The organism is Ramlibacter monticola (genome assembly GCF_016722785.1).
GTDB classification, from domain to species: domain Bacteria; phylum Pseudomonadota; class Gammaproteobacteria; order Burkholderiales; family Burkholderiaceae_C; genus Ramlibacter; species Ramlibacter monticola.
The window spans coordinates 672,397-698,154 of the sequence record NZ_JAEQNE010000002.1 but is presented as its reverse complement, the minus strand read 5'-3'; the positions used below and the strand labels follow the sequence as shown (position 1 = coordinate 698,154).

Genomic DNA, 25,758 nt, shown 5'->3' with positions numbered 1-25,758 from the left:
CAGGGGTCATGCTCGGTACCGCTTCCCCGGGCCGGAGACCGGGGAAGCGGCGACTGCTTTCAAGCGAGAATGAAGTCGGTCTGCGTGATGGCGTTGGCGCCGACGCCGTTGACGCCCAGCACCTCGATGGCCCCGCCACCGACGGAGATCAGGGTGTCCAGCGCCCCGACGCCGTCGATGTCCTGCACCGAGATCGACACCGACCCTCCGAACGTCGCGGCCGTCACGCCGAGGGCGCTCAGGTCCATCAGGTCCTGGCCGCCGGTGACGTTGGCGTCGAAGCCCGTGATCCTGTCGGTCCCGAAGCCGGCCTGGAACACGAACATGTCGTTCCCCACGCCGCCGTCGAGGAAGTCGTTGCCATCGCCACCCTTGATGGTGTCGTTGCCAGCGCCGCCACTCAGTGTGTCGTTCCCGGCGCCGCCGGTGATGACGTTGGCCGCTGCGTTGCCGGTGCCGGTGAAGTCGCCCGTGCCGACGTAGGTGAGGTTCTCCAACGTGACACTTAGCGTGTATGCCGAGGTGAAGGTGCGGACTTCGTCCGTGCCCGCCGCGCCTGCTTCGACGATCACGTCAGCGATCTCGTGGACGACGTAGGTGTCGTTGCCCGCGCCCCCGATGAGCACGTTGGCCACACCCGCGGCATCCGCCAGCAGGTCGTTGCCGCTGCCGCCGGTCACGTTCTCGATGCCCGCGATGGAGGCAAAGCCCGACGCGGTGCCCGCGCCCAGGTCCACCGTCACGGCGCTCGTGGTGCCCGCATAGGTCAGCCCGTCGATGCCGCCGAGCATATCGAGCCTGGTGCGCTCGACGCCCGTGGGCGTGAGTCCTGCGACGCTGGCGAGGGTTGTTCCCGAGAACACGGCGCCAATCGTGTTGGCCGCTGTAGTTCCGAGAATGTCCAGAGTATCGAGCCCCACTCCACCGTTGAGGATATCCGTGCCGTCGCCGATCGTGTACGCGAAGATGTCGTCACCGTCGCCACCGTCGATTACGTCATTGCCAAAGCCGCCGCGCAGCGTGTCGTTGCCCAAACCGCCGTGGAGCGAGTCATCGCCGGTGCCGCCGCTTAGCGAGTCGTTGCCTGCTCCGCCCGTGATCTCGTTCGCGAATGCGTTGCCGGTGCCGGCGAAGTCGCCCGTGCCGACGTAGGTGAGGTTCTCCAACGTGACACTTAGCGTGTATGCCGAGGTGAAGGTGCGGACTTCGTCCGTGCCCGCCGCGCCTGCTTCGACGATCACGTCAGCGCTCTCGTGGACGACGTAGGTGTCGTTGCCCGCGCCCCCGATGAGCACGTTGGCCACACCCGCGGCATCAGCCAGCACGTCATTGCCGCTTCCGCCGCTCACGTTCTCGATGCCCGCGATGGAGGCGAAGCCCGAAGCGGTGCCCGCGCCCAGGTCCACGTGTACGGCTTCGGTCGCACCCGCGTACGTCAGGGTGTCCACGCCGCCCTGCAGGTCGGCCTTGGCCGTCTCCATGTTGGTCATGGCCATGCCGATCGCGCTGGTCAGGACGCCGCCGGAGATGGTGACCGCCAGCAAGTTGGCCGCTGCCGTGCCCGTGATGTTCAGCGTGTCGGTGCCGCCACCGCCGTCGAGCGTGTCGACACCGTCCCCGAAGAGGTAGTTGACCGTGTCGTCTCCGAGGCCGCCGTTGACGCTGTCGTTGCCGCTGCCGCCGGTCAAGGTGTCGTTGCCATCGTCGCCGTTGAGCGTGTCGTTGCCGATGCCGCCGTCGAGCGAGTCGGTGCCGCCGCCGCCATTGAGCGTGTCGTTGCCGCCCTGGCCGGAGAGCGTGTCGTTGCCTGCGCCGCCGCTGACCGTGTTGTCCCTGGCATTGCCGGTCCCGGTGAAGTTGCCGGCGCCGACGTAGGTGAGGTTCTCGACGTTGACGTTCGACAGGACGTAGCTGGATGCGAACGAACGCACTTCGTCGATGCCGCCGTTGGCGCCTTCGGATGCGACGTCGGCGGTTTCGTGCACGAAGAAGGTGTCGTTGCCGCCGCCGCCCGTCAGCGTGTTGGTCACGCCGGCTTGGTCGGTCAGTGTGTCGTTGCCGGAGCCGCCGATCACGTTCTCGATGTGCGCAATCGAGATGAAGCCCGAAGCGGTGCCTGCTCCCAGGTCCACGGTCACCGCTTCGGTGGCGCTGGCATAGGACAGCGTATCCACGCCACCCAGCAGGTCGGCCGTGGCCGTTTCGATGTTCAGCAGGGACATGCCCAGCGCGCTCGTCAACGTTCCGGCGGAGATGGTGACCGCCAGGACGTTGCCCGCAGCGTTGCCGGTGATGTTCAGGCGGTCGCTGCCGGCGCCGCCGTTGAGCGCGTCGACTCCGTCGTTGAACGTGTAGTTGATGGTGTCGTCACCGTCGCCGCCGCTGATGTTGTCGTTGCCGACTCCGCCGGACAGCGTGTCGTTGCCGGCGCCGCCGTCGATCGTGTTGGCGGCCGTGCTGCCGCGCAGCGTGTCGTTGCCGGCGCCGCCGATCGCGTTCTCGATGTTGGCGATCGTGATGAAGCCCGAGGCCGTTCCGGCCGTCAGGTCCACCGCCACGGCTTCCGTCGCCCCCACGTACGTCAGGGTGTCCACGCCGGCGCCGAGATTGGCCGTCGCCGTTTCCATGTTGGTCAGCGGCATGCCGAGCGCGCTCGTCAGCACCCCCCCAGAGACGGTGACTGCCAGCACGTTGGCCGCCGCGGTGCCGGTGATGTTCAGGCGGTCGATGCCGGCGCCACCGTCGATCGTGTCGAGTCCGTCGCCGAAGGTGTAGTTCACCGTGTCGTTACCGTCGCCGCCGCTGATGTTGTCGTTGCCGGTCCGGCCGGTCAGCGTGTCGTTGCCGGCGCCGCCATCGAGCGTGTCGTTGCCGGCGCCGCCATCGAGAGCGTTGGCATCCGCGGTGCCGATCAGCGAGTCGTTGCCGGCGCCCGTCGTCACGTTCTCGACCCCCGCGACCGTGACAAAGCCCGGGAAGGACGGGCCGTTGGCCAGGTTGATCGATACCGACAGGGCAGTGGTGTAGACGAGCGTGTCGCTGCCGTCACCCAGGTCGGCGGTGAACGATTCCACGCCGGTGACCACACCGTTGTCGACCCTCGAGATGCCGGTGGGATCCAGGCGCACGGTCACCGTGTCGTTGCCCGCCGTGCCCAGCACGTTCAGGCGGTCCGTGCCGGCGCCGCCGTCGACCGTGTCGGTCCCTTCGCCCGCGGTGTGGTTGATCGTGTCGTTGCCCGCGCCGGCGTTGATGATGTCGTTGCCCGCGCCGCCGTCGACGACGTCGTTCTCGCCCAGGGCGTTGATCGTGTCGTTGCCGCCACCGCCGAAGATGATGTCCTGGCCCTCGGTGCCGGTGAGAAGCTGGCCCAGCGCATTGGGCTCAATCAGGTCGCCCGTCACGGTCGTCGGCACGATGGAAGCCAGGGTCTCGGTCGTCCCATGGTCATCGACGAAGGTGGCGACGACCCGCAGCTGCCGGTTGACCTGGTCCTGGGTCGGCGTGAAGGTGTCGCCGACCGCACCGACGATGTCGGCGAAGGTTCCGCCGCCACCCAGCGCGCCCTGCTGCCACTGGTAGCTGAACACCGAGGTGGTGATCCCGTCCGGGTCCGAAATGCCGAACGACGATGCCGTCAGTGGCAATCCTTCCGTCGGCGTCATGTCGCTGATGGTCGGCCCACCCGTCGCCGGGTCGTTGACGTTCGTGACCGCCGCCGTGGCTGCCGAGAACACGCTCTCGAGCACGCCGTGGCCGTCCTGGTACTCGGCCCGCACCCGCACCTCGAGCCCCACGAGGCTGGGCAGGCCGATGCCTCCGACGTAGGGTTCCGCCGGCGTGAAGTGGTTGGCGTCCTCGCGCGAGATCTCCCCGAAGGCAAAGTGGATGAGGTCGTGGAAGATGCCCGTGCCTGGCCGGTCCTCCACCTGCCAGATGTACGTGACCGGCCCGGTGATCGCACCGGTCGGGTTGGCGGCCGTGATGTTGTCGGCGTCGTGCACGTTGGCGATCGACACCGTCAGCAGCTGGTCTTCCGCCGGGGTCGTGTCGGAGATCGTGAGCGCTCCGGTCGGGCCGTTGTTCAGGCCGTCGATCACGATGGCCTGGTCGGCGAACTGCAGCCGCTCGATATGCCGCAGCGTGTCCGTGCCGTCGCCCTTGGCGCCGGCGACCACGTTGTCCGTCACCGTGATGATGTCGTTGGACGACGCGGTGACCAGGTCCGCGGCCGTCGCCGCAACGCCGTTGACCGTGAAGCCGTAGTTCGCGAGCGGTCCCTGGTACAGCGCCGTGTCGAAGTCCTGCGTCGGCGCGTACAGGATCTCGCGGACGACCTGCAGTTGCCCGGGGTTGTACGTTCCGTTGAGCATGAACGGAATCAGTTCCGTCATGCTGTTGGCGCTGGTGATCTCCGGTCCGAACGGACCGTTGGCGTCATGGCCTGCGCGCACGCTGATGCGCACGTTCAACCAGGCGTCGCCGTCGATCAGGTCATCGCCGCCGCGTCCGAAGATGGTGTCGCTACCCTCGCCGCCCAGGATGATGTTGCCATCGCCGAACCGGGTCACGACCGGCGTCGCCGGCGTGCCCTTGAAGGCGTTCAGGAAGTCCTGCAGGCCGCTGATGAGTCCGGGATTCGTCAGCACGCTGCCGCCAATGCCGGCGGTCGCGATCACCGTCGCAATGGCGTCGTCACCGCTCAGGTAATCGTTGAAGTGCGTTCCCGACAGGCCTTCCACGAGGTCCAGGCGTGAAATGATGGACGACGACGAGCCCGGCACGACCGGCTGGTCGGCGAAGCGCTGGCTGGAGTCCAGGCCCACGGTGACGCCGACCAGGTCGTCCTTGAAGGTGGCCCAGTCGAAGCCGCTGAAGCCGATGAAGCGGTCGGCCTCGCTGGGCGTGGCGATGTAGATGTCGTCGCCGCCTTCGCCGTCGACGTTGTCGGTCCCGCCGTCGCCCTTGAACACGTCGTTGCCGTTGATGGGGTCGTTGCCGAAGGGATCGAAGTTGTCGCCGGCCGCGCCGTCGCTGGTGCCGCGCTCGATCCAGTCGTCGCCTTCGCCGCCCATCGAGAACTCGTTCAGCTTGCTGCCGTAGAGGAAGTCGTTTCCGGGGCCGCCCCGCACATCTGCGCCGTCCTCGCCGGAGATGATGAAGTCCTGGCCGTAGCCGCCGAGGAGCAGGTTCAGGCCGTTGCCGCCCTGGATGACGTCGTTGCCGTCCTCGCCGTGGATCACGTCGTCGCCGCCGGTGTCGGTGATGATGTCGTCGCCCGCGCCGCCGTCGATCTGGTCGTTGCCCATGCCGCCTTCGAGGCGGTCGTTGCCGGTGTCGCCCCAGATCGAGTCGTCACCGGAACTCGAGATGATGGTGTCGTGGCCTGGTGTGCCGCCGATGACGACTCCCCTCGTTGCCGTGTTGACGCTGCCGTCCCCGGTGTAGTGCAGGTAGTTGACCTCGTGCTCCGGCGTGTGCGGGTCGTCGCGGATGACCAGCGGAATGAGCGCGGCGAACGGACCGGTGTTGACCGGGTCCGCCCGGGGCGCCGACACGTCGTCCGCCGTGCCCATGATGCCGTCCGGGCCGGGCAGCACGACGTCCGCGTTGAACTGCTTTGTCGCGTCGACTTCGAGCGTGAGGGCCGGCGTGTGGAAGATGAGCGCGCTGGGGTGCGTGACGTCGGTGTTCGCCATCACCAGCTTCGAGAAGGTGTTGTTCTCGAGTTCGGCGTTGAAGTTCAGGCCGGCGGTGCGCTCCAGATAGTAGAAGCGGTCGCCGTCCTGCAGCTTCTCGAGCTGGTTCTCGAACACGAAGTTGAACGTCGATCCCAGCAGGCCGCCGAAGGGCGTGACCTCCTCCGCCAGGCCGCCGACCCAGAAGTCGATGCCGTCCACCCCGGTCGTCGTGACACCATGGACGTCGTTCGCCCAGGCGCCGTGGCTGTTGAGGAAGTCGAGGCGGTCGGCAGGTGCGTCGGCGCCGCCCAGGACGATGGCCGCCGCCGCTGCGCGCTTCGCGTCGAGGGTCGTGGCGCTCGTGATGCTGGAGTGCGTGCCGTAGGCGGCGATGAAGTTGATCAGCGACTCCGGATGCTTGATGTTCTGCACGAAGTCGGCCCAGCTCGTGTAGGGCTTCAACTCGCTGTCGCTGGTGTCGGCGTAGAACTCGCGGCGTGCCTCGTTGAGGCCCGGGATCCCTGTGTCGCGGCCGCGGGCGATGTTCAGAACGGCGAGGTCGAGCGGTGTGCCGAGCAGGTTGTTGCGCAGCGCCTCGGTGACGAACTCGTCGATCTCGTTGCCGGTGGTGCGCGTGATGCCGCGCACGATATTGCTGACGGCCTCCCTGGGGGTGTCGCCGCTGCCCACGAAGGCGAGCGGGTTCAGGAACGCGGCGATCAGGCCGAGCTGCTGGTCCGGATTGGCCGAGTTCGGGTCACCCACGACGTTGAAGTTCGCGTCGTAGCGGTCGACCGTCTCGGTCAGCATCGAGTGGCCGAAGCGGTACACCGTGTGCGCGAACTCCGCGACGATGGCGGGATTGATGTTGGTGTCGTACACCTGTGTCGGCGCGAAGAACGGGTCGACCAGCGGTTGCACCGTGCGGGCGAATTCCTCGAACACCAGGTGCTGGTACTGCATCTCGGTGCCGAACTTCGCCACCTGGAACAGGCGCTCGCCGTTCCAGTCGATCTGGTCGGCCGTCATGCCGGCGTGGAACACGAAGCCGGGCATCACCCAGTCGTTGATGTAGCCGGGGGTGTCCTGTTCCGCGACCAGGATGGTGTTCTTCACCTGGTCGACCAGCCGGTTGTGCTCGCTGTGGAAGATCGAGTGCACCGTGGTGAGCCCGATGTTCTCGTTCACCCGGCCGTCGCCGGCGATGTAGTGCGCGTTGAGCAGCTCGTCGTCGTAGGTGAGGTTGTTGCCGAAGGCATCGGTGGGCTGGGCGTTGCCCGCGATGCTGTCCGCATCGGGAACGAGGTTCCCGGCCGCATTGATCACCGGCACCGCGTTGTGGTTGACGTCGATCAGGAACTGGTGGCCGGTGCGCACCGCGTGCGTCAGGTCGATCGGCGCGGCGCGGTTGCCTTCGACCAGGGTCGTGCCGTCGTCGGCGGTGCCGAAGGTGCCATCCACGCCGGCGGTCTTCATCACGACCTGGGGAAGGCCGTGCGCACCGCGGATGTAGTTGCCGTACGGGTCGGTGGCGAGCAGCGGGACGTTGTCGAAGTCCTTGTCGGTCAGGTGGATGCCGAGCAGGTCGTTGGCCTGCGCCTTGACCACCGCCCAGGTCGCCATGCCGCCGATCGGCGTGTCGTCGGCGGTGCCGAGGTGGCCGTCCGGGCCGAGGTTGCGGTTCTCGATCAGCTTGCCGGTGGCATGCACCTTGCCGTCCAACGCGTCGACCGCGTAGGCGCGCAGGAACACCTGGTGCGACGGATGCGAGGTGTAGGTCTGGTTCTGGTCGACGAAGGGCGTGGTGGTGTTCGAGTTCTCGTGGATGTCGTCGGCCGTTCCGAGCACGCCGTCCGGGCCGGGCAGCATGGTGGCCCGGGTCTCGACCATGAAGCGCAGTTGCGGCGGCAGGTCGTCCGGCGTGCCGAAGACGCCGTCGGCGCCGGCGACCAGTGGGTCGTCGTCCTTCAGCGGCATGAAGATCGTGCCGTTGCCGCCCTTGGTGACGAGGTCGAGGCCGTGGTCGAAGAACTGGCCGAAGAAGGTGAACCAGGCGTCGAAGGGCTCGGACACGCCCGCGTCGGGCATGACGTTGTCCGTCTGGAAGACCTGCCGGTCGTCGGCGGTGCCGAACTGGCCGTCCAGGCCGGGGCTGGTGACGATGCTGACGCCGTCCTTCAGTACGTCGTCGGCCGTGTGGAGAACGCCGTCCGGGCCGGGGTTGTACGCGCTTGCGTAGGCCGCCGGGTTGTTGGCGGTCTGGTCGACGATCAGGTTCGAGATGGTGCGCGGTTGCGAGTCGATCACCGTGCCGCTGGTCTGCGTGTACGACGTGCCGTTTTCCGCCGGACGGAACACGGGATCGGTCAGGCGCGGGAACACCGTGTCGGCGCCGCCGAACTGGGTCTGGTCCCCGGTGTTCACGGTATTGATCAGGTTGTTGTCGGAACCGTCGACGGTGCGCAGCCCGAAGGGAACGCGCACGTTGGGCAGGATGGCGGCCAGGCTTTCGCCGGCGGCGTTGCGCTCGGCGTAGTGGATCTGGGTGAGGATGAAGTCGAGGTCGCTGCGGATGAAATGGACCCCCACGCTGCCTGCCGCCTGCTGCGTGTGGTCCACGAAGCTGACAGGCGTGACGGGTGCCACCGGCGACGCGGCCACCGGCGTCGTGGGCGCCGAGTAGGCCTGCTCGGTCACGCCATGGTCATCCATGTACACGGCGCGGACGCGCAATGCCTGTCCGGCCAGGCCGAGGGCGGGATCGACCACGAAGGTCAGGCCGTCGGCGGCAGGGAAGCCCACTCCGACGCGCCCGGGCGCCAGGATGATGTCCTTGAACACGCCCGGCTTGATCTCGCTTTGCCAGACGTAGGTCGCACCGCGGGGGGTGCCGTCTGCGTTGTCCGCGTCGGTCACGCCGGCGATCGAAACCTTGAGCACCTGGCCTTCGATCGGCGTGTCGTCCGGCGTGCCCGAGACGGCATCGAGGATCGCCAGTTGGCCGACCGGCTCGTTGTTGAGGCTCGGGTCGAGGATGAGGGCGGTGTCGTTGAACTGCAGGCGTTCGATGTGCGTGAGGCGATCGCTGCCGTCGAGGTTGGGCCGCGTGTCCGTGACGGTGATGACGTCGTCGCTGATGTCGTTGGGCGTGTTGCCGTCGTTGATCGTGATCGCATAGTCGGCGAAGTTGCCGCTGAAGTTCACCGTGTCGTAGCCGCCGTGGCCTGGGAGGATTTCGCGGACGGCGACCAGCTGTCCGGGGTTGTAGGTGCCGTTCACCATGAAGGGCGTCAGGTCCCGCGCATGGTCGAAGCTGGCGATCTCGGGGCCCGTCCCGTCCGCATTGGCGCGCACGCTGATGCGCACGTTCAGCCACTTGTCGCCATCGATCAGGTCGTCGCCGCCGTTGCCCCAGATCAGGTCGCTGCCGTCGCCGCCGAGGATGATGTTGCCGGCGCCGAAGGACGTCACGCCGGCGCCGAGGAAGTCCTGCAGGCCGTTGATCAGCGAGATGTTGGTGAGGACGCTGCCCTTGGCCGTGATGCCCGCGATGACCGCGGCAGTCTGGTCGTCGCCGAAGATGATGTCGGCGTAGCGGGAGCCGGACATGCCCTCGGTTTCGGCGAAGCGATCCATGATGGAGTCGGGCGACTGTCCCACCCCCTGTCCCGCGCCCGCGGCCGCGCCAGGCGCGGCGTCGATGATGTTGGTGACTACATTGCCGCCATGCGCCGGCGAGAACAGCGGCAGCCGCATGTCGACGGTGATGCCAAACTTGTCGTCCTTGTAGGTGGTCCAGTCGAAGCCGGACATGCCGTCCATCTTGTCCTGGCCGTCGCTGCCGACGAAGATGTCGTCGCCGCCTTCGCCGATCATCTCGTCGAAGCCGCCGCCGCCCACGAAGATGTCGTTGCCCGCGACGTCGTCCAGCAGGAACGGGTTCATGTTGTCGCCGGGCGAGCCGTCCTGGGTGCCTTCCTCGATCCAGTCGTCGCCTTCATTGCCGGTTTCCGGCAGGTTGTTGCGCGCGCCTTGCCCCAGGTGCGTCGACATCCCGGCGACGATGAAGTCGTCGCCCGTGCCGCCGAAGATCATGCTGATGTCGTCGGTCATGGAGACGAAGTCCTTGCCGGCGCCGCCCAGGATGATGTTCGGGACGTCGATCGGGATGTGCGAATGGCCTTCCGTGATGACGTCGTTGCCGTCCCCGCCTTCGATGACGTCGGTGCCGCCGCCGCTGGTGATGATGTCGTCGCCCGCGCCGCCGAACATGTGGTCGTCGCCGGCGCCGCCGTCGAGGCGGTCGTTGCCGTCGTCGCCCCACAGCGTGTCCTGGTCGGACGCGCCCGAGATCAGGATGTCGTTCCCGCTGGTTCCGCCCAGCACCACGGGGCTGTTGCCGGTGTAGTGCAGGTAGTTGGTGTCCGGGCCGACGGTGTCCGGGTTGTCGCGGATCACGAGCGGCGCGACCTCGATGCCGTTGATCATCGTCGGGTGGTTGAAGCTGGCCAGCACCTCCGACTGCGTCCCCGCGGGCGGCTGGTCGTCGGCGAACGTCGGGTCGGCGCGGCCGTCCAGGCCGAGTCCGGTGTGCTGCTTCGTCGGGTCGATTTCGAGGATCCAGGCCGGCGTCGAGAAGATGTTCGCGGGCAGGTGCGTGGCGTCGGTGTTCGCCATCACCAGGTCGGAGAACGAGTTGGCTTCGAGCTCGTTGCCGAAGTTCATGCCCGCGGTGCGCGAGAGGTAGTAGAAGCGGTCGCCGTTCTGCAGGTTCTCGAGCTGGGTTTCGAACACGAACTGGAAGGTCGAGCCCAGCATGCTGCCGAACGGCTCGGTCGCTTCGGCGAGCCCGCCGACCCACAGGTCGACGCTGCCCAGGCCGGTGGTCGTGACACCGTCGCTGTCCTTGGTATGGGTGCCGGCATCGTCGGCCCAGTCGCCGGTGCTGTTCAGGAAGTCGAGCCGGTCGAGCGGCGAAGTCGCGGTCTCGAACACGATGTCCATCGCCGCGGCGCGCTTGGCGTCCACCGTCGTGGCGGCCGTGATCAGGGGGTGCGTCCCGTAGGCCGCGATGAAGTTGACCAGCGATTCGGGATGCTGCATGTGCGCCGCATAGTCGGCCCAGCTGACGTAGGGCTTCAGCACGCTGTCCCCGGCCGCGGTGTCCTGCCCGGCGTAGTTCTGGATCTGCGCGCGCAGGCCGTTCAGCGACGGCAGGCCGGTGTCCCGGCCGCGCGCGATGTTGAGCGCGGCGAGGTCGAGCGGGAGGCCGAGCAGGTTGTTGCGCACGGCCTCCGTCACGAACTCGTCGATCTCGTTGCCGACCTCGCGGGTGAGGCCGCGCACGAGGGCGCCCGTCGCCTCGGCCGGCGTCGGGCCGCTGGCGGCGAATTCGAGCGGATTCAGGAAGGCCTTGATCAGCCCGAGCTGCTGGTCGAAGGGATTCGTCGGGTCCGGGTCCACCAGGTTGAAATTCGGGTCGAAGCGGTCGACGGTTTCCGTCAGCATGGAGTGGCCGAGCCGGAACACCGCGTGCGCGAACTCCGCGAAGATGGACGGGTCGATCGTGGTGTCGTAGCCGTTGGGCGCCAGGAATTCGTCCACCGCGGGCACGAGCGTGCGCGCGAATTCCTCGAACACGAGGTGCTGGTACTGCATCTCGGTGCCGAACTTGGCAGCCTGGAACAGCCGCTCGCCATTCCACTGGAGGGCGTCGATCTGGGTCTGCGTGGTCGGCACAGCCGCGACGGGCGCGAGCAGCCACTGGTTCAGGAAGTCGAGATCGTTGCCCGACAGGATCAGGTTCTTGGTGGCATCGACCAGCCGGTTGTGTTCCGAATGGAAGATCGAGTGCACCGCGGTCAGGCCGATGTTCTCGTTGACGCGGCCATCGCCCGCGATGTAGTGGGCGTTGAGCAACTCGTCGTCGTAGGTGAGGTTCTGGCCGGTGGCTGGGTCGAAGGGCTGAGCGTTGCCGGCAATGTTGTCGGCGTCTGGCGCGAGGTTGCCCGCTGCATCGAACACGGGCACGGCGTCGTGGTTGACGTCGATCAGGAACTGGTGGCCGGTGCGCACGGCGTGCGTGAGATCGAGCGGCGCGGCGCGGTCGGCTTCGACCAGGTGGGAGCCGTCATCGGCGGTCCCGAAGATGCCGTCGGCGCCGGGCGTGATCATCACGACCTGCGGCATCCCGTGCGCGCCCTTGACGAAGTTGCCGTAGGCGTCGGTCGCGAGCAGCGGGACGTCGTCGAAGTCCTTGTCGGTCAGGTTGATGCCCAGGATGTCGCGGGCCTGCGCCTTCACCACCGCCCACGTGGCCATGCCGCCGACGGGCGTGTCGTCGGCCGTGCCGAAATGGCCATCGGGTCCGAGGTCGAGGTTCTCGATCAGCTTGCCGGTGGCATGGGGATGGCCGTCAGGCCCGATCGCGTACGCGCGCAGGAACACCTGGTGCGACGGGTGCGAAGAGTAAGTCTGGTTCTGGTCGACGAAGGGCGTCGTGGTGTTCTGGTTCTCGCGGGTGTCGTCCGCGGTGCCGAGGATGCCGTCGGGGCCCGGCAGCATGGTGACGGTCGCCCGCGTCTCGATCATGAAATTCGCTGCGCCGGGAGTCGGGTCGAACAGCGGGTCGTCGGGCTTCAGCGGGATGAACACCGTCCCCACTCCGCCCTTGGTGACGAGGTCGAGCCCGTGGTCGAAGAACTGCCCGAAGAAGGTGAACCACTCGTTGAACGGCGCCGACAGGCCGAGGTCCGGCGACTGGTTCGGAATGAAGTTCACCTGGGTGTCGTCCGCGGTGCCGAACACGCCGTCGAGGCCGGGGCTCGTCACCAGTTGCCCGCCCGGCGTCTGGGCGGCCACGGCGATCGCGGCGGGGTTGTTGGCGGTCTGGTCGACGATCAGGTTCGAGATCACCCGCGGTTGCGAGTCGATCACCGTGCCGCTCGTCTGGGCGTACGAAGTGCCGAACTCCGCCGGGAGGAACTGCGCAGTGCCCAGGCGCGGGAACACGTCGTCGGCCGAGCCGAATTCGTTCTGGCCAATGACCAGGTTGTTCAGCGAGCCATCGACCGTGCGCAGCCCGTAGGGCAGGTCCACGTTTGGGATGAGGTCGAGCAGCGACTCGCCGTTGGCTTGGCGCTCCGCGATGATGATCTGCTGGAGGATGAAATCCAGGTCTGAGCGGATGAACGTGACCATCTCGAATCTCCTCTTTCATGGGGCAGGCGGGGCCCTTGCCCGATGACCGGGCAAAGCCTGTCCGCGCCGGCCCCGGGGGCAAGCGAGCGACTGGAGCGGATCCAGTCAGGAACTCAAGGGAGGCGGACTACGGGCGAGCCGACCGGCGCCATCGATGCCGTGGTCGTTTCAGGGGCGGGAAAGCCGGGATGCAGGTGCAGTGCGTCCGGCGCGACTCGCGTGCCGGGCGGAGCGGGCGTAACGGGACGCAGGCGCCCGTTTGCAAAACCGAGTCGGTTTGCATGACCATCTCCTCAGGTGAGCTGCTGGGCAGCTCACCGACTCCCCAAGGCTGTTGCGCCTTGGTCTTCCACCGGCAGTATCTAGATGTTGGGGTTTGCCGGTTTCAGCCCCCACCGATGTAGTTCAATGTGCTACATCGGTGTCCAGTGTTATAGATGGCAACATTCTTTAGTACCAATTTGGATGCAAATAGTTACAATAAAGTTTTATTGGTTTCCTGCTGTGAGTGGCGACGCCTGCGCTGCGGGTCCATGAGGCGGTCCCAACCAGGCCTGCTGGTGCCAGTGAGCCAGCAATGGTGCTGGCTTTGTGCTCATGGGTACAAGGAAAAGCGCCGCAACCTGGGGCGGCTCCGGCGCATGGAAGTCGGCCGTACGTGTTACTTCCGTCGTGATGCATTTCACGCAACCGGCACAGTGAAAATACTTAATACTTAACGCTTCGCTCACGCCGGCCGGTCGATTCCCGCGCTGGCCGGAGGGAGGCTTGCGGTCCATGTGCAGGATCGCCGAGACAATCTGGCGCGGGTCGGCAAGAGCTGGCGCCATGCCCCAGCGGCGGAAGGCATCGTTGCCGATGCGCACCATGCCGGTGTGCCGGCCTTCCTGCCGGTCCACCTTCGGGTCCGGGTCGCAGAAGCCCAGGGCATAGCGCAGGCGATGCACGTCGCGCGGCTTCCCGGTGAGGAACAGCCACCCGGCTGCACGCCGTGCAGCGGCGCGAAGTGCGCGAGGTCCTGCGTTGGCTCAGCAGGCCTTCGCCCAAGTCCCGGAACCGCAGGAGCACCCGGACCGACATCTGCTCGCCGACCACGTAGACGTCCTTGCGTCCACGCTCGATCGGGGGATGGCACCGGGACGCCCCTGTCGGTCTTGCTCAGGCCTGGAGCCAGTACGTGCGCCGCAAGCTGGCCCCCGAGGGCGCGGCCGCCGGCGTGCTGGGCGGCCAGATCCTGGCCCTGGACATCCTGCCCATGGACCCGATCGAAGGCGTCACCTTCGTGAAGGGCGACTTCCGCGAGCCCGAGCCGGCCGCCGAGCTGGACAAGCTGCTGGCCGGCCGCAAGGCCGACGTGGTGGTCTCCGACATGGCGCCCAACCTGTCGGGCATTCCATCCTCGGACTCCGCGCGCATCTCGCACCTGGTCGAACTCGCCGTCGACTTCGCCGAGGGGCACCTGAAACCCGAGGGCACCCTCGTCTGCAAGGTGTTCCACGGCAGCGGCTACAGCCAGCTGGTCAAGCTGTTCAAGGAGAAGTTCCGCACGGTCAAGGGCTCCTCGGCGTGAGGACGTGCCGGCGGGCCCGGGGCATGCGAGGGGTCCGGGCGCTGGGCTGCCATGGTGTTGCTGTCAGGCTGCTGACATTCTCCTGGGGGATGAACTGTCTGTCCGACGGCTGGTCGGGCGACACTCCCCCCGAAATTCCTAAGGGGTTCCGCGCCATTTGGCGCAAAACAGCCCGGTCCGAAGGAACTGCCCTGCCGGGGGGATAGTCAGACCTGACCCGGCCCACAGGGGTCGCGTCGGACACGCCGACGGCGTGCGCGCCTAGGGAGCGCGTAGCAAAAATGCATCGCCCGTCGGCTTGAAACCCCTAGAATGGGCGTCAGCTAAGGCCCTCGGATGGGCTATTTGGGCGAGGACCGCCCCGGAGACACAGTTTGAACAATCAGTGGTTTTCCAAGATCGCCGTATGGCTGGTGATCGCACTGGTACTTTTCACCGTATTCAAGCAGTTCGATACCCGTGGCGCCGCCGGCGCGTCCGTCGTGGGCTACTCGGATTTCCTGGAGCAGGTCCGTAACAAGCAGATCAAGAACGCCGTGATCCAGGAGGGCCAGGGCGGCACCGAGATCGTGGCGATCACCACCGACGATCGCAAGGTCCGCACCACCGCCACCTACCTCGACCGCGGCCTCGTCGGCGACCTGATCAACAACGGCGTCAAGTTCGACGTCAAGCCCCGCGAGGAAGGCTCCCTGCTCATGACGCTGCTCGTGAGCTGGGGTCCGATGCTGCTGCTGATCGGCGTCTGGATCTACTTCATGCGGCAGATGCAGGGCGGCGGCAAGGGCGGGGCCTTCAGCTTCGGCAAGAGCAAGGCCCGCATGCTCGACGAGAGCAGCAACCAGATCACCTTCACCGACGTCGCCGGCTGCGACGAGGCCAAGGAAGAAGTGAAGGAGGTCGTCGACTTCCTGAAGGACCCGCAGAAGTTCCAGAAGCTCGGTGGCCGCATCCCGCGCGGCCTGCTGCTGGTGGGCCCCCCTGGCACCGGGAAGACGCTGCTGGCCAAGGCCATCGCCGGCGAGGCCAAGGTGCCGTTCTTCTCGATCTCCGGCTCCGACTTCGTCGAGATGTTCGTCGGCGTGGGCGCGGCCCGCGTGCGCGACATGTTCGAGAACGCGAAGAAGAACGCCCCCTGCATCATCTTCATCGACGAAATCGACGCGGTCGGCCGCCAGCGCGGCGCCGGCCTCGGCGGCGGCAACGACGAGCGCGAGCAGACCCTCAACCAGATGCTGGTGGAGATGGACGGCTTCGAGACCAACCTCGGCGTGATCGTGATCGCCGCGACCAACCGTCCCGACATCCTCGACGCCGCCCTGCTGCGCCCCGGCCGCTTCGACCGCCAGGTCTACGTGACCCTGCCGGACATCCGCGGCCGCGAGCAGATCCTCAACGTGCACATGCGCAAGATCCCGATCGGCCAGGACGTCAACGCCGGCATCATCGCCCGCGGCACGCCCGGCATGTCGGGCGCCGACCTCGCCAACCTCTGCAACGAGGCCGCCCTGATGGCCGCCCGCCGCAGCGCGCGCGTGGTGGAGATGCAGGACTTCGAGAAGGCCAAGGACAAGATCATCATGGGCCCGGAGCGCAAGTCCATGGTGATGCCCGAGGAGGAGCGCCGCAACACCGCCTACCACGAGTCCGGCCACGCCATCATCGGCAAGCTGCTGCCCAAGTGCGACCCGGTGCACAAGGTCACCATCATCCCGCGCGGCCGCGCGCTGGGCGTGACGATGAGCCTGCCCGAGAAGGACCGCTACAGCTACGACCGCGAGTACATGCTCAACCAGATCGCCATGCTGTTCGGCGGCCGGATCGCGGAAGAAGTGTTCATGAACCAGATGACGACGGGCGCCTCGAACGACTTCGAGCGCGCGACGCACCTGGCCCGCGACATGGTGATGCGCTACGGCATGTCCGACGCGCTGGGCCCGATGGTCTACGCCGAGAACGAGGGCGAAGTCTTCCTCGGCCGCTCGGTCACCAAGACCACCAACATCTCCGAGCAGACCATGCAGAAGGTCGACCTGGAGGTGCGCCGCATCATCGACGAACAGTACGCGCTGGCGCGCAAGCTGATCGAGGACCACAGCGAGAAGATGCACGCCATGGCCAAGGCCCTGCTCGAGTGGGAAACCATCGACGCCGAGCAGATCGACGACATCATGGCCGGCCGCGAGCCGCGTCCGCCCAAGGACTTCGTCCCCCGCACGCCGCAGGGCGGTTCCGCCGGCCCGACGGCGGGGGGCGGCGAACCGGCGCCGAACGCCGCGTAAAATCCTGGTGAAATATTGCGAAGGGCCCCCTTTGGGGCCCTTCGTCTTTGCACCGTAGCGCACAATTCCGGCCATGCAGTGGCAGACCGCCCGCTTCGCGATCGACCTCGGGAAGCCGAAGGTGATGGGGATCGTCAACGTGACGCCCGACTCGTTCTCGGACGGGGGACGCTTCGTCAGCACGCGCACGGCCCTGGAGCACTGCGAGCAGCTGATCCGCGAAGGCGCCGACATCCTGGACATCGGCGGCGAATCGACCCGTCCGGGTACCGCCCCGGTATCACTGGAAGAGGAGCGGGCGCGGGTGATGCCCGTGCTGCGCGACGCCGTGCGCTTCGGCGTGCCGGTCTCGGTCGATACCTACAAGCCCGAGATCATGCGGGAGGCGCTGGACCTCGGCGTTGACATCGTCAACGACATCTGGGCGCTGCAGCGGCCCGGCGCGCTCGACGTGGTCGCAAGCCACGCGTCATGCGGCGTCTGCATCATGCACATGCACGGCGAGCCGCAGACCATGCAGCGTTCGCCGATGCAGGGCGACGCGGTGCCGCAGGTGCGCGAGTTCCTGCGCCAGCGCAGCGATGCGCTGCGCCAGCGCGGTGTCTCCGTCACGCGCATCGCATGGGACCCGGGCGTCGGCTTCGGCAAGAGCGTCGACCAGAATTTTTCGCTGCTGGCGCGCCAGCGGGAATTGCTGCACGACGGCTTCCCGCTGCTGGTGGGGTGGTCGCGCAAGTCGAGCCTCGGTGCCGCCTCCGGCGCTGCGGTGCACGAGCGGCTGGTGCCCAGCCTGGCTGCCGCCCTGCTGGCGGTGGAGCGGGGCGCCCGCATCGTGCGGGTGCACGACGTCCGCGAAACCGTGGGCGCGCTCCAGGTGTGGAACGCGTGCCAGCCGGCCTCCGGGCCCTGAACAAGTCGTAGAGAACAGGACATGAGCAGAACATATTTCGGTACCGACGGCATCCGTGGCACGGTCGGCGAGCCTCCCATCACGCCCGACTTCGTGCTGCGCCTCGCGCACGCCGTCGGCCGCGTGCTCAAGCGCACCGAGGAGCGCCCCACCGTCCTGATCGGCAAGGACACCCGCATCTCCGGCTACATGCTGGAAAGCGCGCTGGAATCCGGCTTCAACTCCGCCGGCGTCGACGTGGTGCTGCTCGGCCCGCTGCCGACGCCCGGCGTCGCCTACCTCACGCGCGCGCAGCGTGCCAGCCTGGGCGTGGTGATCAGCGCCAGCCACAACCCGTTTCCGGACAACGGCATCAAGTTCTTCAGCGCCCAGGGCACCAAGCTGCCGGACGAATGGGAAGCCGAAGTCGAGGCGGCCCTGGAGGAGAAGCCGCAGTGGGCCGACTCCGCCACCCTGGGAAGGGCACGCCGCCTGGACGATGCCGCCGGCCGCTACATCGAGTTCGCCAAGAGCACCTTCGCCAGCGACCTGACCCTGAAGGGCATGCGCATCGCGATCGACTCCGCCCACGGCGCGGCGTACCACATCGCGCCCAAGGTGTTCCACGAACTCGGCGCCGAGGTGTTCTGCATCGGCTGCTCGCCCGACGGCCTCAACATCAACGACCAGGTAGGCGCGACGCACCCCGAGGCGCTGGTGGATGCGGTGCTTGCCAACCGCGCCGACTTCGGCGTCGCGCTCGACGGCGACGCCGACCGCGTGCAGGTCATCGACGCCGCCGGCCGCCTGTTCAACGGCGACGAGCTGCTGTACCTGATGGTGATGGACCGCATCGCCCAGGGCCAGCGCGTGCCCGGCGCTGTCGGCACGCTCATGACCAACATGGCGGTGGAGGTGGCGCTGAAGGCGCACGACGTGGAGTTCGTGCGCGCGAAGGTCGGGGACCGCTACGTGCTGGAGGAACTCGAGAAGCGCGGCTGGCTGCTGGGCGGGGAGGGCTCCGGCCACCTGCTGGCGCTGGACAAGCACACCACCGGCGACGGCCTGATCAGCGCGCTGCAGGTCCTGAAGGCGGTGGCGCGCAGCGGCAAGTCGCTCGCGCAGTTGCTGCAGGACGTGCAGCTGTTCCCGCAGACACTGATCAACGTGCGGCTCGCCCCGGGGCAGGACTGGAAGAAGAACGCGAAGCTGGACGCCGAGTGCGAGCAACTGCGCCAGGAACTCGATGGTTCCGGGCGCGTGCTGATCCGGGCGAGCGGCACGGAACCGGTGCTGCGCGTCATGGTGGAAGCGCGCGACGAGCAGCAGGCCCGGCGCGGCGCCGAGCGCCTGGCCGAGGCCGTCCGGGCGGGCTGAGCGGCGGCCGTTGCCGCGCCGGGACGCCCGGCGTGGCATCGCAGCCACATAGGTAAATTTCACTGTGCAGAGCTGGGGCGCTGGGTCTACATTGAACCCATGCGCACGGCCGAACGTCTCCTGCCCAAGCTGTCCCGCGTCGCGGTGGCGGCTTCGGCCGCGTGCGCCTGCGCCGCGGTCTCTGCCCAGTCGCTTTCCCCCAACTACACGCTGACCGCGCCCGCGCTGCTCGCGGAGCCGGAGGTCGGGCTCGCGTCCCCGCTCGCGGTCTGGGGGCCCGTGCGGCTGGCCGGCGGCCCTTCCGGCCACGGCAGCGGCCTGTCGCTGGAAGCGGGGGCCAACTGGTTCGCCCGCGCCGGCGTCGGCCGCAGCCTCGAGGGCGACGCCCTGAGCCTGGGCGGCGGCTACCGCTTCATGGATGGCAACGCGGTTTCCATGCTGGTGACGCGCCAGTTCGGCCAGGACGGCCTCGGCCTGGCCGTGCGGTACGACTGGCGCCAGGCGTACCTGCGGCTGTCCTATGAGCAACCGGTCCGGTCGGGTCCGGCGGAGCGCCTGCGCTTCTCCGCCGGCGTGCGCTTCTAGAGCACCGCGTCCCCGTCCACGCCGATCAGCCCGCCGTCGTCGCGGCTGATGGCGATCGTCGCGGAGCGCGGCCGTGCTCCGCTTCCACCCGCACCGTAGCCGGCATTGCCGGGCCAGTGGCTCAGGTAGCGCGCGGGATCGGCCACGTCGTCGCGCGCGATGGTCTCGCCGGGGTGCTGGATGTTGACGAACAGCGTCCGCCCGTCCGGCGTTTCGGTGATGCCGGTGATCTCGCAGTCCCCCGGCCCCACGAGGAAGCGGCGCAGCGTGGCCGCGGTCGGCTTCGCGCCCACGCGCGTCGGCACGGCGAGCGTGCTGCCGTCGGCCTTCGTGTAGTTCAGCACCTGCGCCGTGCCGTCCCCGAGCTGGCCGGGCAGGCCGGCCAGCAGCATGCAGTGGGTCACGTCCGTGTACGCGCCGTCGTCGGTCTCGATGAACACGACGCCCGTCCTGCGGCTGAAGCGGATGCCGTCCGGGCTGGAGAAGTCGTTGTCCGCCGTCAGGGCCGAGAGGTTGACATTGGCGGCGCTGCCGGCTTCGGCGCCGAACAGGTAGATGTCCCAGGTGAAGGCGCTGGCCGCGCCGCCGTCGCCGTTCTCGCGCAGGCGCACGATGTGGCCGTTGATGTTGCCGGGCGAGGAGGCGGCGGTGGGTGCGTCCGGGTACGAGCGCGGGTTGGCGGGGTCCACCGGCATCTGCGAGGAACCCGCCGGCTCCACCTTGCGGTTGCTGTTGTTGGTGAGCGTGACGTAGACCTCGCCCGTCGCCGGGTGCACGGCGGACCACTCGGGGCGGTCCATCTTCGTCGCGCCCACGGCATCGGCCGCCAGCCGCGCGTTCACCAGCACGTCGGCCTGGTCGGCGAAACGGTAGCCGGCGAAGCCGGCGATGAGCGCGTCGGCGAGGGTCAGCTCGATCCACCGGCCGCTGCCGTCCGCGGCGAACTTCGCGACGTACAGCCGTCCCGCATCGAGGTATTTGTCCCCGGTGGTGATGCGGTTGGCCGGGTTGGCGTCGGCCGGGTCCCAGCGCGCATCGGAGACGAACTTGTAGATGTACTCGCCGCGCGAGTCGTCGCCCATGTACACGGCCAGCGGCCGGCCCGCGGCGGGCAGACCGAACACGCCCATCTCGTGCGCGAAGCGGCCGAGCGCGGTGCGCTTGCGGACGGCCTGGCCGCGGTCGTAGGGGTCGGCCTCCACCATGTAGCCGTAGGTGTTCATCTCGTTGCGGTAGTCGTCGCTGCCGTCGGCGGAGGCGCCCTTCACGCCGATGTCCCAGCGCGCGTACTTGTCGTCGGCGCCGGCGGTCTCCCAGCCGTGGCGGCTGGCGGCGCCCTGCGCCTTGCCGTAGCGGCGCAGCGACACGACGCTGTTCGCGTTGTCGCCGCCGCGCGCGGCGTCGTCGGCCGCGCCGCGGGTGAAGTAGTTGACCCAGTTCTCCTCGCCGGCCAGGTAGGTGCCCCAGGGCGTGGTGCTGCCGCCGCAGTTGTTGATGGTGCCGCGCGTGTCGGTGCCGGCGGGCGAGAACTTCGTGCGCAGGAGCGCGTGGCCGCGCGCCGGGCCGGCCAGGCGGATCGGGGTGAGCGGGGTCACGCGGCGGTTGAAGGCGGAGCCCTGCTGGCAGGCGAAGCGGCCGCCGTCCTTGCGCACCTCCACGAAGGAGAGTCCGTGGGCATCGACTTCCTTGTCCGCCTCGGCGGCCGGACGCGGGCGCGGCGAAGCCCCGGCCGCGTGCAGGAAGTGGTCGGTGATCGCCTCGTGGTTGATCGCCAGCACGCCGCGCGCCGAGCCGGCGGGCTCGGGCCGGCCCTGCGCGTCCAGGCCGAACCACTCCATGCCGTCGTGGTGGTCGCCGCAGCGCTGGTCGAAGCCGGTGTCGGTGCCGTCGTTGCGGAAGGCGGGCGTGCCGGCGGCCAGCGGGTCGCCCAGCGCGCAGACGACCGTGGCGGTGTAGCCGGGTGGCACGGTCACGCGGTCGGCCAGGTTCTTTGCCACCGGGTCGAAGCTCAGCGCCAGCGGGCGCGGCGCCGGCGCGGGAGCAGGGGCGGGCGCCGGCGCCGCGCTGGCATCGCCGCCGCCGCAGCCGGCGAGCGGCCAGGTGGCGAGGACGCTGGCGCCGGCGCTGCCCATGCCCACGCGCAGCAGGCCGCGCCGGGATAGCCGGGCCTCGAACACCTCCAGGAGGGAGGGGTTGCCGCTGGCGTTGTGGTCGACGTCGTCGTGGCGCGCCCATGCGGCGGCTTCGCTCTGGTTCAGTGCGTTCATTCTGGTTGGGGTGGTTGGAGGTGGAACGACGGGAAATCCGGCACCCGTCGGCCCGTGACGATAGGTGCGTGGCGTGACAAGTCCGTGACGGCGGGGTGTCACGCGGCTGTCACGGAAGCTTCTTAAAGTCGGCAGCACAACGATTTCCCAACCCGATAGGTGATTGCATGAATTTCCGTATCCGCACGGCTTCCCTGGTCCTCGCCACCCTGGGATGCGCCGGCCTGGCCGGTGCGCAGGACGTGACGGGCGCCGGCGCGAGCTTCCCCGCGCCGCTGTACGCCAAGTGGGCTTCCGACTACCACAAGGCCACCGGCGTGAAGGTCAACTACCAGTCGGTCGGCTCCGGCGCGGGCATCAAGCAGATCGAGGCCAGGACGGTCGATTTCGGCGCCTCCGACATGCCGCTGAAGGACGAGGAGCTGCAGGCCAAGGGGCTGGTCCAGTTCCCCACCGTCATCGGCGGCGTGGTGCCGGTGGTCAACGTCCAGGGCATCGCCCCCGGCCAGCTGCGTCTGAGCGGCCCGGTGCTGGCGGACATCTACCTGGGCAAGGTCACGAAGTGGAGCGATCCCGCGATCAAGGCCCTGAACCCGGGCCTCAACCTGCCCGACGCCGCCATCGCGCCGGTGCGCCGCGCCGACGGCTCCGGCACCTCCTTCATCTTCACCAACTACCTGTCCAAGGTCAGTCCCGAGTGGAAGTCCCGGGTGGGAGAGGGCACGGCGGTGAACTGGCCGACCGGCGCCGGCGGCAAGGGCAACGAGGGCGTGGCCGCCTTCGTGGGTCGGCTGCCGAATTCCATCGGCTACGTCGAATACGCCTACGTCAAGCAGAACAAGATGAATTACGCCCTGCTGCAGAACGCCGAAGGCAAGTTCGTCGCGCCGGAAGACAAGGCGTTCAAGGCCGCCGCCGCCGGCGCGGACTGGAGCAGGAGCTTCTACCAGATCCTCACCAACCAGCGCGGCGGCGAGTCCTGGCCGATCACGGGTGCCACCTTCATCCTGATGCACAAGGCGCAGGAGAAGCCGGCGCAGGCCGCGGCGACGCTGAAGTTCTTCGACTGGGCCTACCAGACCGGCGACAAGGTCGCGGACGATCTCGACTACGTGCCCATGCCGGGCGCGGTGAAGGACCAGGTGCGCAAGCTCTGGTCCACGCAGATCAAGGACGCCTCGGGCGGCGTCGTCGCGTACAAGTGAGCGCACGGGAGCAGCGACCGACGTGTCCTCCACGCTTCCGGCCGATGAGGCCATCCTCCGCCCGGAAACCCTGGGCGGCAGGGGTTCCGATACCAGCGTCCCGCCGCCGGCGGGGCGCGCGCGCACGGGCGCCGTGATCGACCGGCTGTTCGGCTGGACGGCGCGGCTCGCGGCCCTGCTCACGCTCGGCCTGCTGGCCGGCATCCTGGTCTCGCTGCTGATCGGCGCCTGGCCCGCGGTGACGAAGTACGGCGTCGGCTTCTTCACCAGCAGCGTCTGGGACCCCGTCAGCGAGAACTTCGGCGGGGCCGTGATGATCTACGGCACGCTGGCCACCTCCCTGATCGCGCTGGTCATCGCGGTGCCGGTGAGCTTCGGCATCGCGCTGTTCCTCACCGAGCTGTCTCCGGCCTGGCTGAAGCGTCCGCTCGGCACCGCCATCGAACTGCTGGCCGCCGTGCCCTCCATCGTCTACGGCATGTGGGGCCTGCTGGTGTTCGGCCCCATCCTCGCCACCTGGGTGCAGCAGCCGCTGCAGTCGGCCTTCGCCGGCGTCCCGGTGCTCGGTCCGCTGTTCTCCGGGCCGCCGGTGGGGATCGGCATCCTGTCGGCCGGGATCATCCTGGCGATCATGATCATTCCCTTCATCGCGGCCGTCATGCGCGACGTGTTCGAGGTGACCCCGGCGATGCTGAAGGAGTCCGCCTATGCGCTGGGCTCCACCACCTGGGAGGTGGTCTACCGGGTCGTGCTGCCCTACACCAAGAGCGGCGTGATCGGCGGCATCATGCTGGGCCTGGGACGCGCGCTGGGCGAGACCATGGCGGTCACCTTCGTGATCGGCAACTTCAACCAGCTCGACACCCTGAGCCTGTTCGCGCCGGCCAACAGCATCACCTCGGCCCTCGCCAACGAATTCGCGGAAGCGGGCGACGGCATGCACCAGGCGGCCCTGATCTACCTGGGGCTGGTGCTGTTCTTCATCACCTTCGTGGTGCTCTCCTTCTCCAAGCTGCTGCTGGCGCGCCTGCGCCGCAACGAGGGAGCGGCGGCGTGACCGACGGCGAACGCAAGTACCTGCGGCGCAAGCGCGTCAACCGGATCGCGCTGGCGCTGTCGCTGGGCGCCATGGCCTTCGGCGTGTTCTGGCTGGTCTGGATCCTCTTCGAGACCGTGCGACTCGGGTTCGCGGGCATGACCTGGGCCACCGTGAGCCAGATGACCCCGCCGCCCAACGAGGCCGGCGGCATCCTCAACGCCATCTGGGGGTCGCTCCTGATGGTGCTGCTGGCCACCTTCGTCGGCACCCCGGTCGGCATCATGGCCGGCATCTACCTGGCCGAATACGATCCCCGGGGCTGGCTCGGCTCGACCACCCGCTTCGTCAACGACATCCTGCTGTCGGCGCCTTCCATCGTGATCGGCCTGTTCGTGTATGCGGTGGTCGTGGCGCGCTTCAGGCACTTCTCCGGCTGGGCCGGCGGCATCGCGCTGGCGCTGCTGGTGATCCCCATCGTGATCCGAACCACCGAGAACATGCTGCTGCTGGTGCCCGCGGGCCTGCGCGAAGCGGCCTACGCGCTCGGCGCGCCCAAGTGGAAGGTGATCTCCAGCATCACCCTGCGCGCGGCCCGCGCGGGCGTGGTCACCGGCGTGCTGCTGGCCGTGGCCCGCATCTCCGGCGAGACCGCGCCGCTGCTGTTCACCGCCCTGAACAACCAGTTCTTCACCTCCGACCTGGCCGAACCCATGGCCAGCCTGCCGGTGACGATCTTCAAGTTCGCGATGAGTCCCTACGAGAACTGGCAGCAGCTGGCCTGGGCCGGCGTGTTCGTCATCACCCTCGCGGTGCTCGGCCTCAACATCCTGGCGCGGCTGGTGACGCGCAACAAACTCTGAACGGAACCATGGACGCCAGTACCCTCGCGCCGGACGCGGTGCGCACCAAGCTCGCGGTGCGCGACCTGAACTTCTACTACGGGAAGTACCACGCCCTGAAGAACGTCAACCTGGAGATCCCCGAGAAGAAGGTCACCGCCTTCATCGGGCCTTCCGGTTGCGGCAAGTCGACGCTGCTGCGCACCTTCAACCGCATGTACCAGCTCTATCCCGACCAGCGGGCCGAGGGCGAGGTCCGGTTCGACGGCGAGAACCTGCTGACGTCGAAGAAGGACGTGGCCCTGATCCGCGCCAAGATCGGCATGGTGTTCCAGAAGCCCACGCCCTTTCCGATGTCGATCTACGACAACATCGCCTTCGGCGTGCGCCTGTTCGAGAACCTGGGCGCCGCCGACATGGACGAGCGGGTCGAATGGGCGCTGGAGAAGGCGGCGCTGTGGGACGAGGTGAAGGGCAAGCTGCACCAGAGCGGCGCCGGCCTCTCCGGCGGCCAGCAGCAGCGCCTGTGCATCGCCCGCGGGATCGCGATCAAGCCCGAGGTGCTGCTGCTCGACGAGCCCTGTTCGGCGCTGGACCCGATCTCCACCGGCAAGATCGAGGAACTGATCATCGAGCTGAAGAAGGACTACACGGTGGTCATCGTCACGCACAACATGCAGCAGGCCGCGCGGGTGTCCGACTACACGGCCTACATGTACCTGGGCTACCTGGTGGAGGTCGGCGAGACGGAGCAGATCTTCTTCAAGCCCCGGCGCCAGGAGACCGAGGACTACATCACGGGCCGCTTCGGCTGAAGGAGGGAG

The 25,758-nt window shown here is 68.0% G+C and carries 11 protein-coding genes and 1 pseudogene; 9 read left to right on the top strand and 3 right to left on the bottom strand.

Annotation, left to right across the window (positions count from 1 at the left end):
- Positions 1-59 precede the first annotated feature (59 nt).
- Together JJ685_RS11205 and JJ685_RS11200 are read right to left on the bottom strand one after the other, a co-directional pair.
- Positions 60-12,881 (bottom strand): peroxidase family protein, encoded by a 12,822-nt coding sequence (locus JJ685_RS11205; protein WP_201674313.1) that lies wholly within the window; start codon positions 12,879-12,881, stop codon positions 60-62.
- 488 nt (positions 12,882-13,369) lie between these two features.
- Positions 13,370-13,828: a hypothetical protein gene (locus JJ685_RS11200; protein WP_201674312.1), complete on the bottom strand. Its 459-nt coding sequence runs from the start codon at positions 13,826-13,828 to the stop codon at positions 13,370-13,372.
- 215 nt (positions 13,829-14,043) lie between these two features.
- Between JJ685_RS11200 and JJ685_RS11195 the strand changes: the two are divergent.
- The 5 genes and pseudogenes from JJ685_RS11195 to JJ685_RS11175 all read left to right on the top strand — a co-directional run.
- Positions 14,044-14,436 (top strand): annotated as a pseudogene (locus tag JJ685_RS11195) (SAM-dependent methyltransferase); the annotation flags it as partial.
- A 389-nt stretch (positions 14,437-14,825) separates the two neighbouring features.
- Positions 14,826-16,733, top strand: coding sequence for an ATP-dependent zinc metalloprotease FtsH (ftsH, locus tag JJ685_RS11190; protein WP_201674310.1), 1,908 nt, complete (start codon positions 14,826-14,828; stop codon positions 16,731-16,733).
- A gap of 73 nt (positions 16,734-16,806) precedes the next feature.
- Positions 16,807-17,643, top strand: coding sequence for a dihydropteroate synthase (gene folP / locus JJ685_RS11185; RefSeq protein ID WP_201674309.1), 837 nt, complete (start codon positions 16,807-16,809; stop codon positions 17,641-17,643).
- A 21-nt stretch (positions 17,644-17,664) separates the two neighbouring features.
- Positions 17,665-18,999 carry a phosphoglucosamine mutase gene (gene glmM / locus JJ685_RS11180; RefSeq protein WP_201674308.1) on the top strand — a complete coding sequence of 445 codons (1,335 nt, stop codon included), beginning with the start codon at positions 17,665-17,667 and terminating at the stop codon, positions 18,997-18,999.
- A gap of 99 nt (positions 19,000-19,098) precedes the next feature.
- Positions 19,099-19,584, top strand: a complete 486-nt coding sequence (locus JJ685_RS11175) for a hypothetical protein (protein ID WP_201674307.1) — start codon at positions 19,099-19,101, stop codon at positions 19,582-19,584.
- On the opposite strand, the gene JJ685_RS11170 is transcribed toward JJ685_RS11175, so the two are convergent.
- Positions 19,581-21,851, bottom strand: coding sequence for a PhoX family protein (locus JJ685_RS11170; protein WP_201674306.1), 2,271 nt, complete (start codon positions 21,849-21,851; stop codon positions 19,581-19,583). The two genes, JJ685_RS11175 and JJ685_RS11170, sit on opposite strands and share 4 nt — an antisense overlap.
- Before the next feature lie 167 nt (positions 21,852-22,018).
- Between JJ685_RS11170 and pstS the strand changes: the two genes are divergently transcribed.
- From pstS to pstB, 4 genes are read left to right on the top strand one after another with little or no spacing between them, the layout of a single operon-like run.
- Positions 22,019-23,056 carry a phosphate ABC transporter substrate-binding protein PstS gene (gene pstS / locus JJ685_RS11165; RefSeq protein WP_201674305.1) on the top strand — a complete coding sequence of 346 codons (1,038 nt, stop codon included), beginning with the start codon at positions 22,019-22,021 and terminating at the stop codon, positions 23,054-23,056.
- A gap of 22 nt (positions 23,057-23,078) precedes the next feature.
- Positions 23,079-24,113, top strand: coding sequence for a phosphate ABC transporter permease subunit PstC (gene pstC, locus JJ685_RS11160; RefSeq protein WP_408015467.1), 1,035 nt, complete (start codon positions 23,079-23,081; stop codon positions 24,111-24,113).
- Positions 24,110-24,955 carry a phosphate ABC transporter permease PstA gene (gene pstA / locus JJ685_RS11155; RefSeq protein WP_201674304.1) on the top strand — a complete coding sequence of 282 codons (846 nt, stop codon included), beginning with the start codon at positions 24,110-24,112 and terminating at the stop codon, positions 24,953-24,955. The genes pstC and pstA overlap by 4 nt, the downstream gene beginning before the upstream one ends.
- 8 nt (positions 24,956-24,963) lie before the next feature.
- Positions 24,964-25,749 (top strand): phosphate ABC transporter ATP-binding protein PstB, encoded by a 786-nt coding sequence (gene pstB, locus JJ685_RS11150; protein WP_201674303.1) that lies wholly within the window; start codon positions 24,964-24,966, stop codon positions 25,747-25,749.
- Positions 25,750-25,758: the final 9 nt, after the last annotated feature.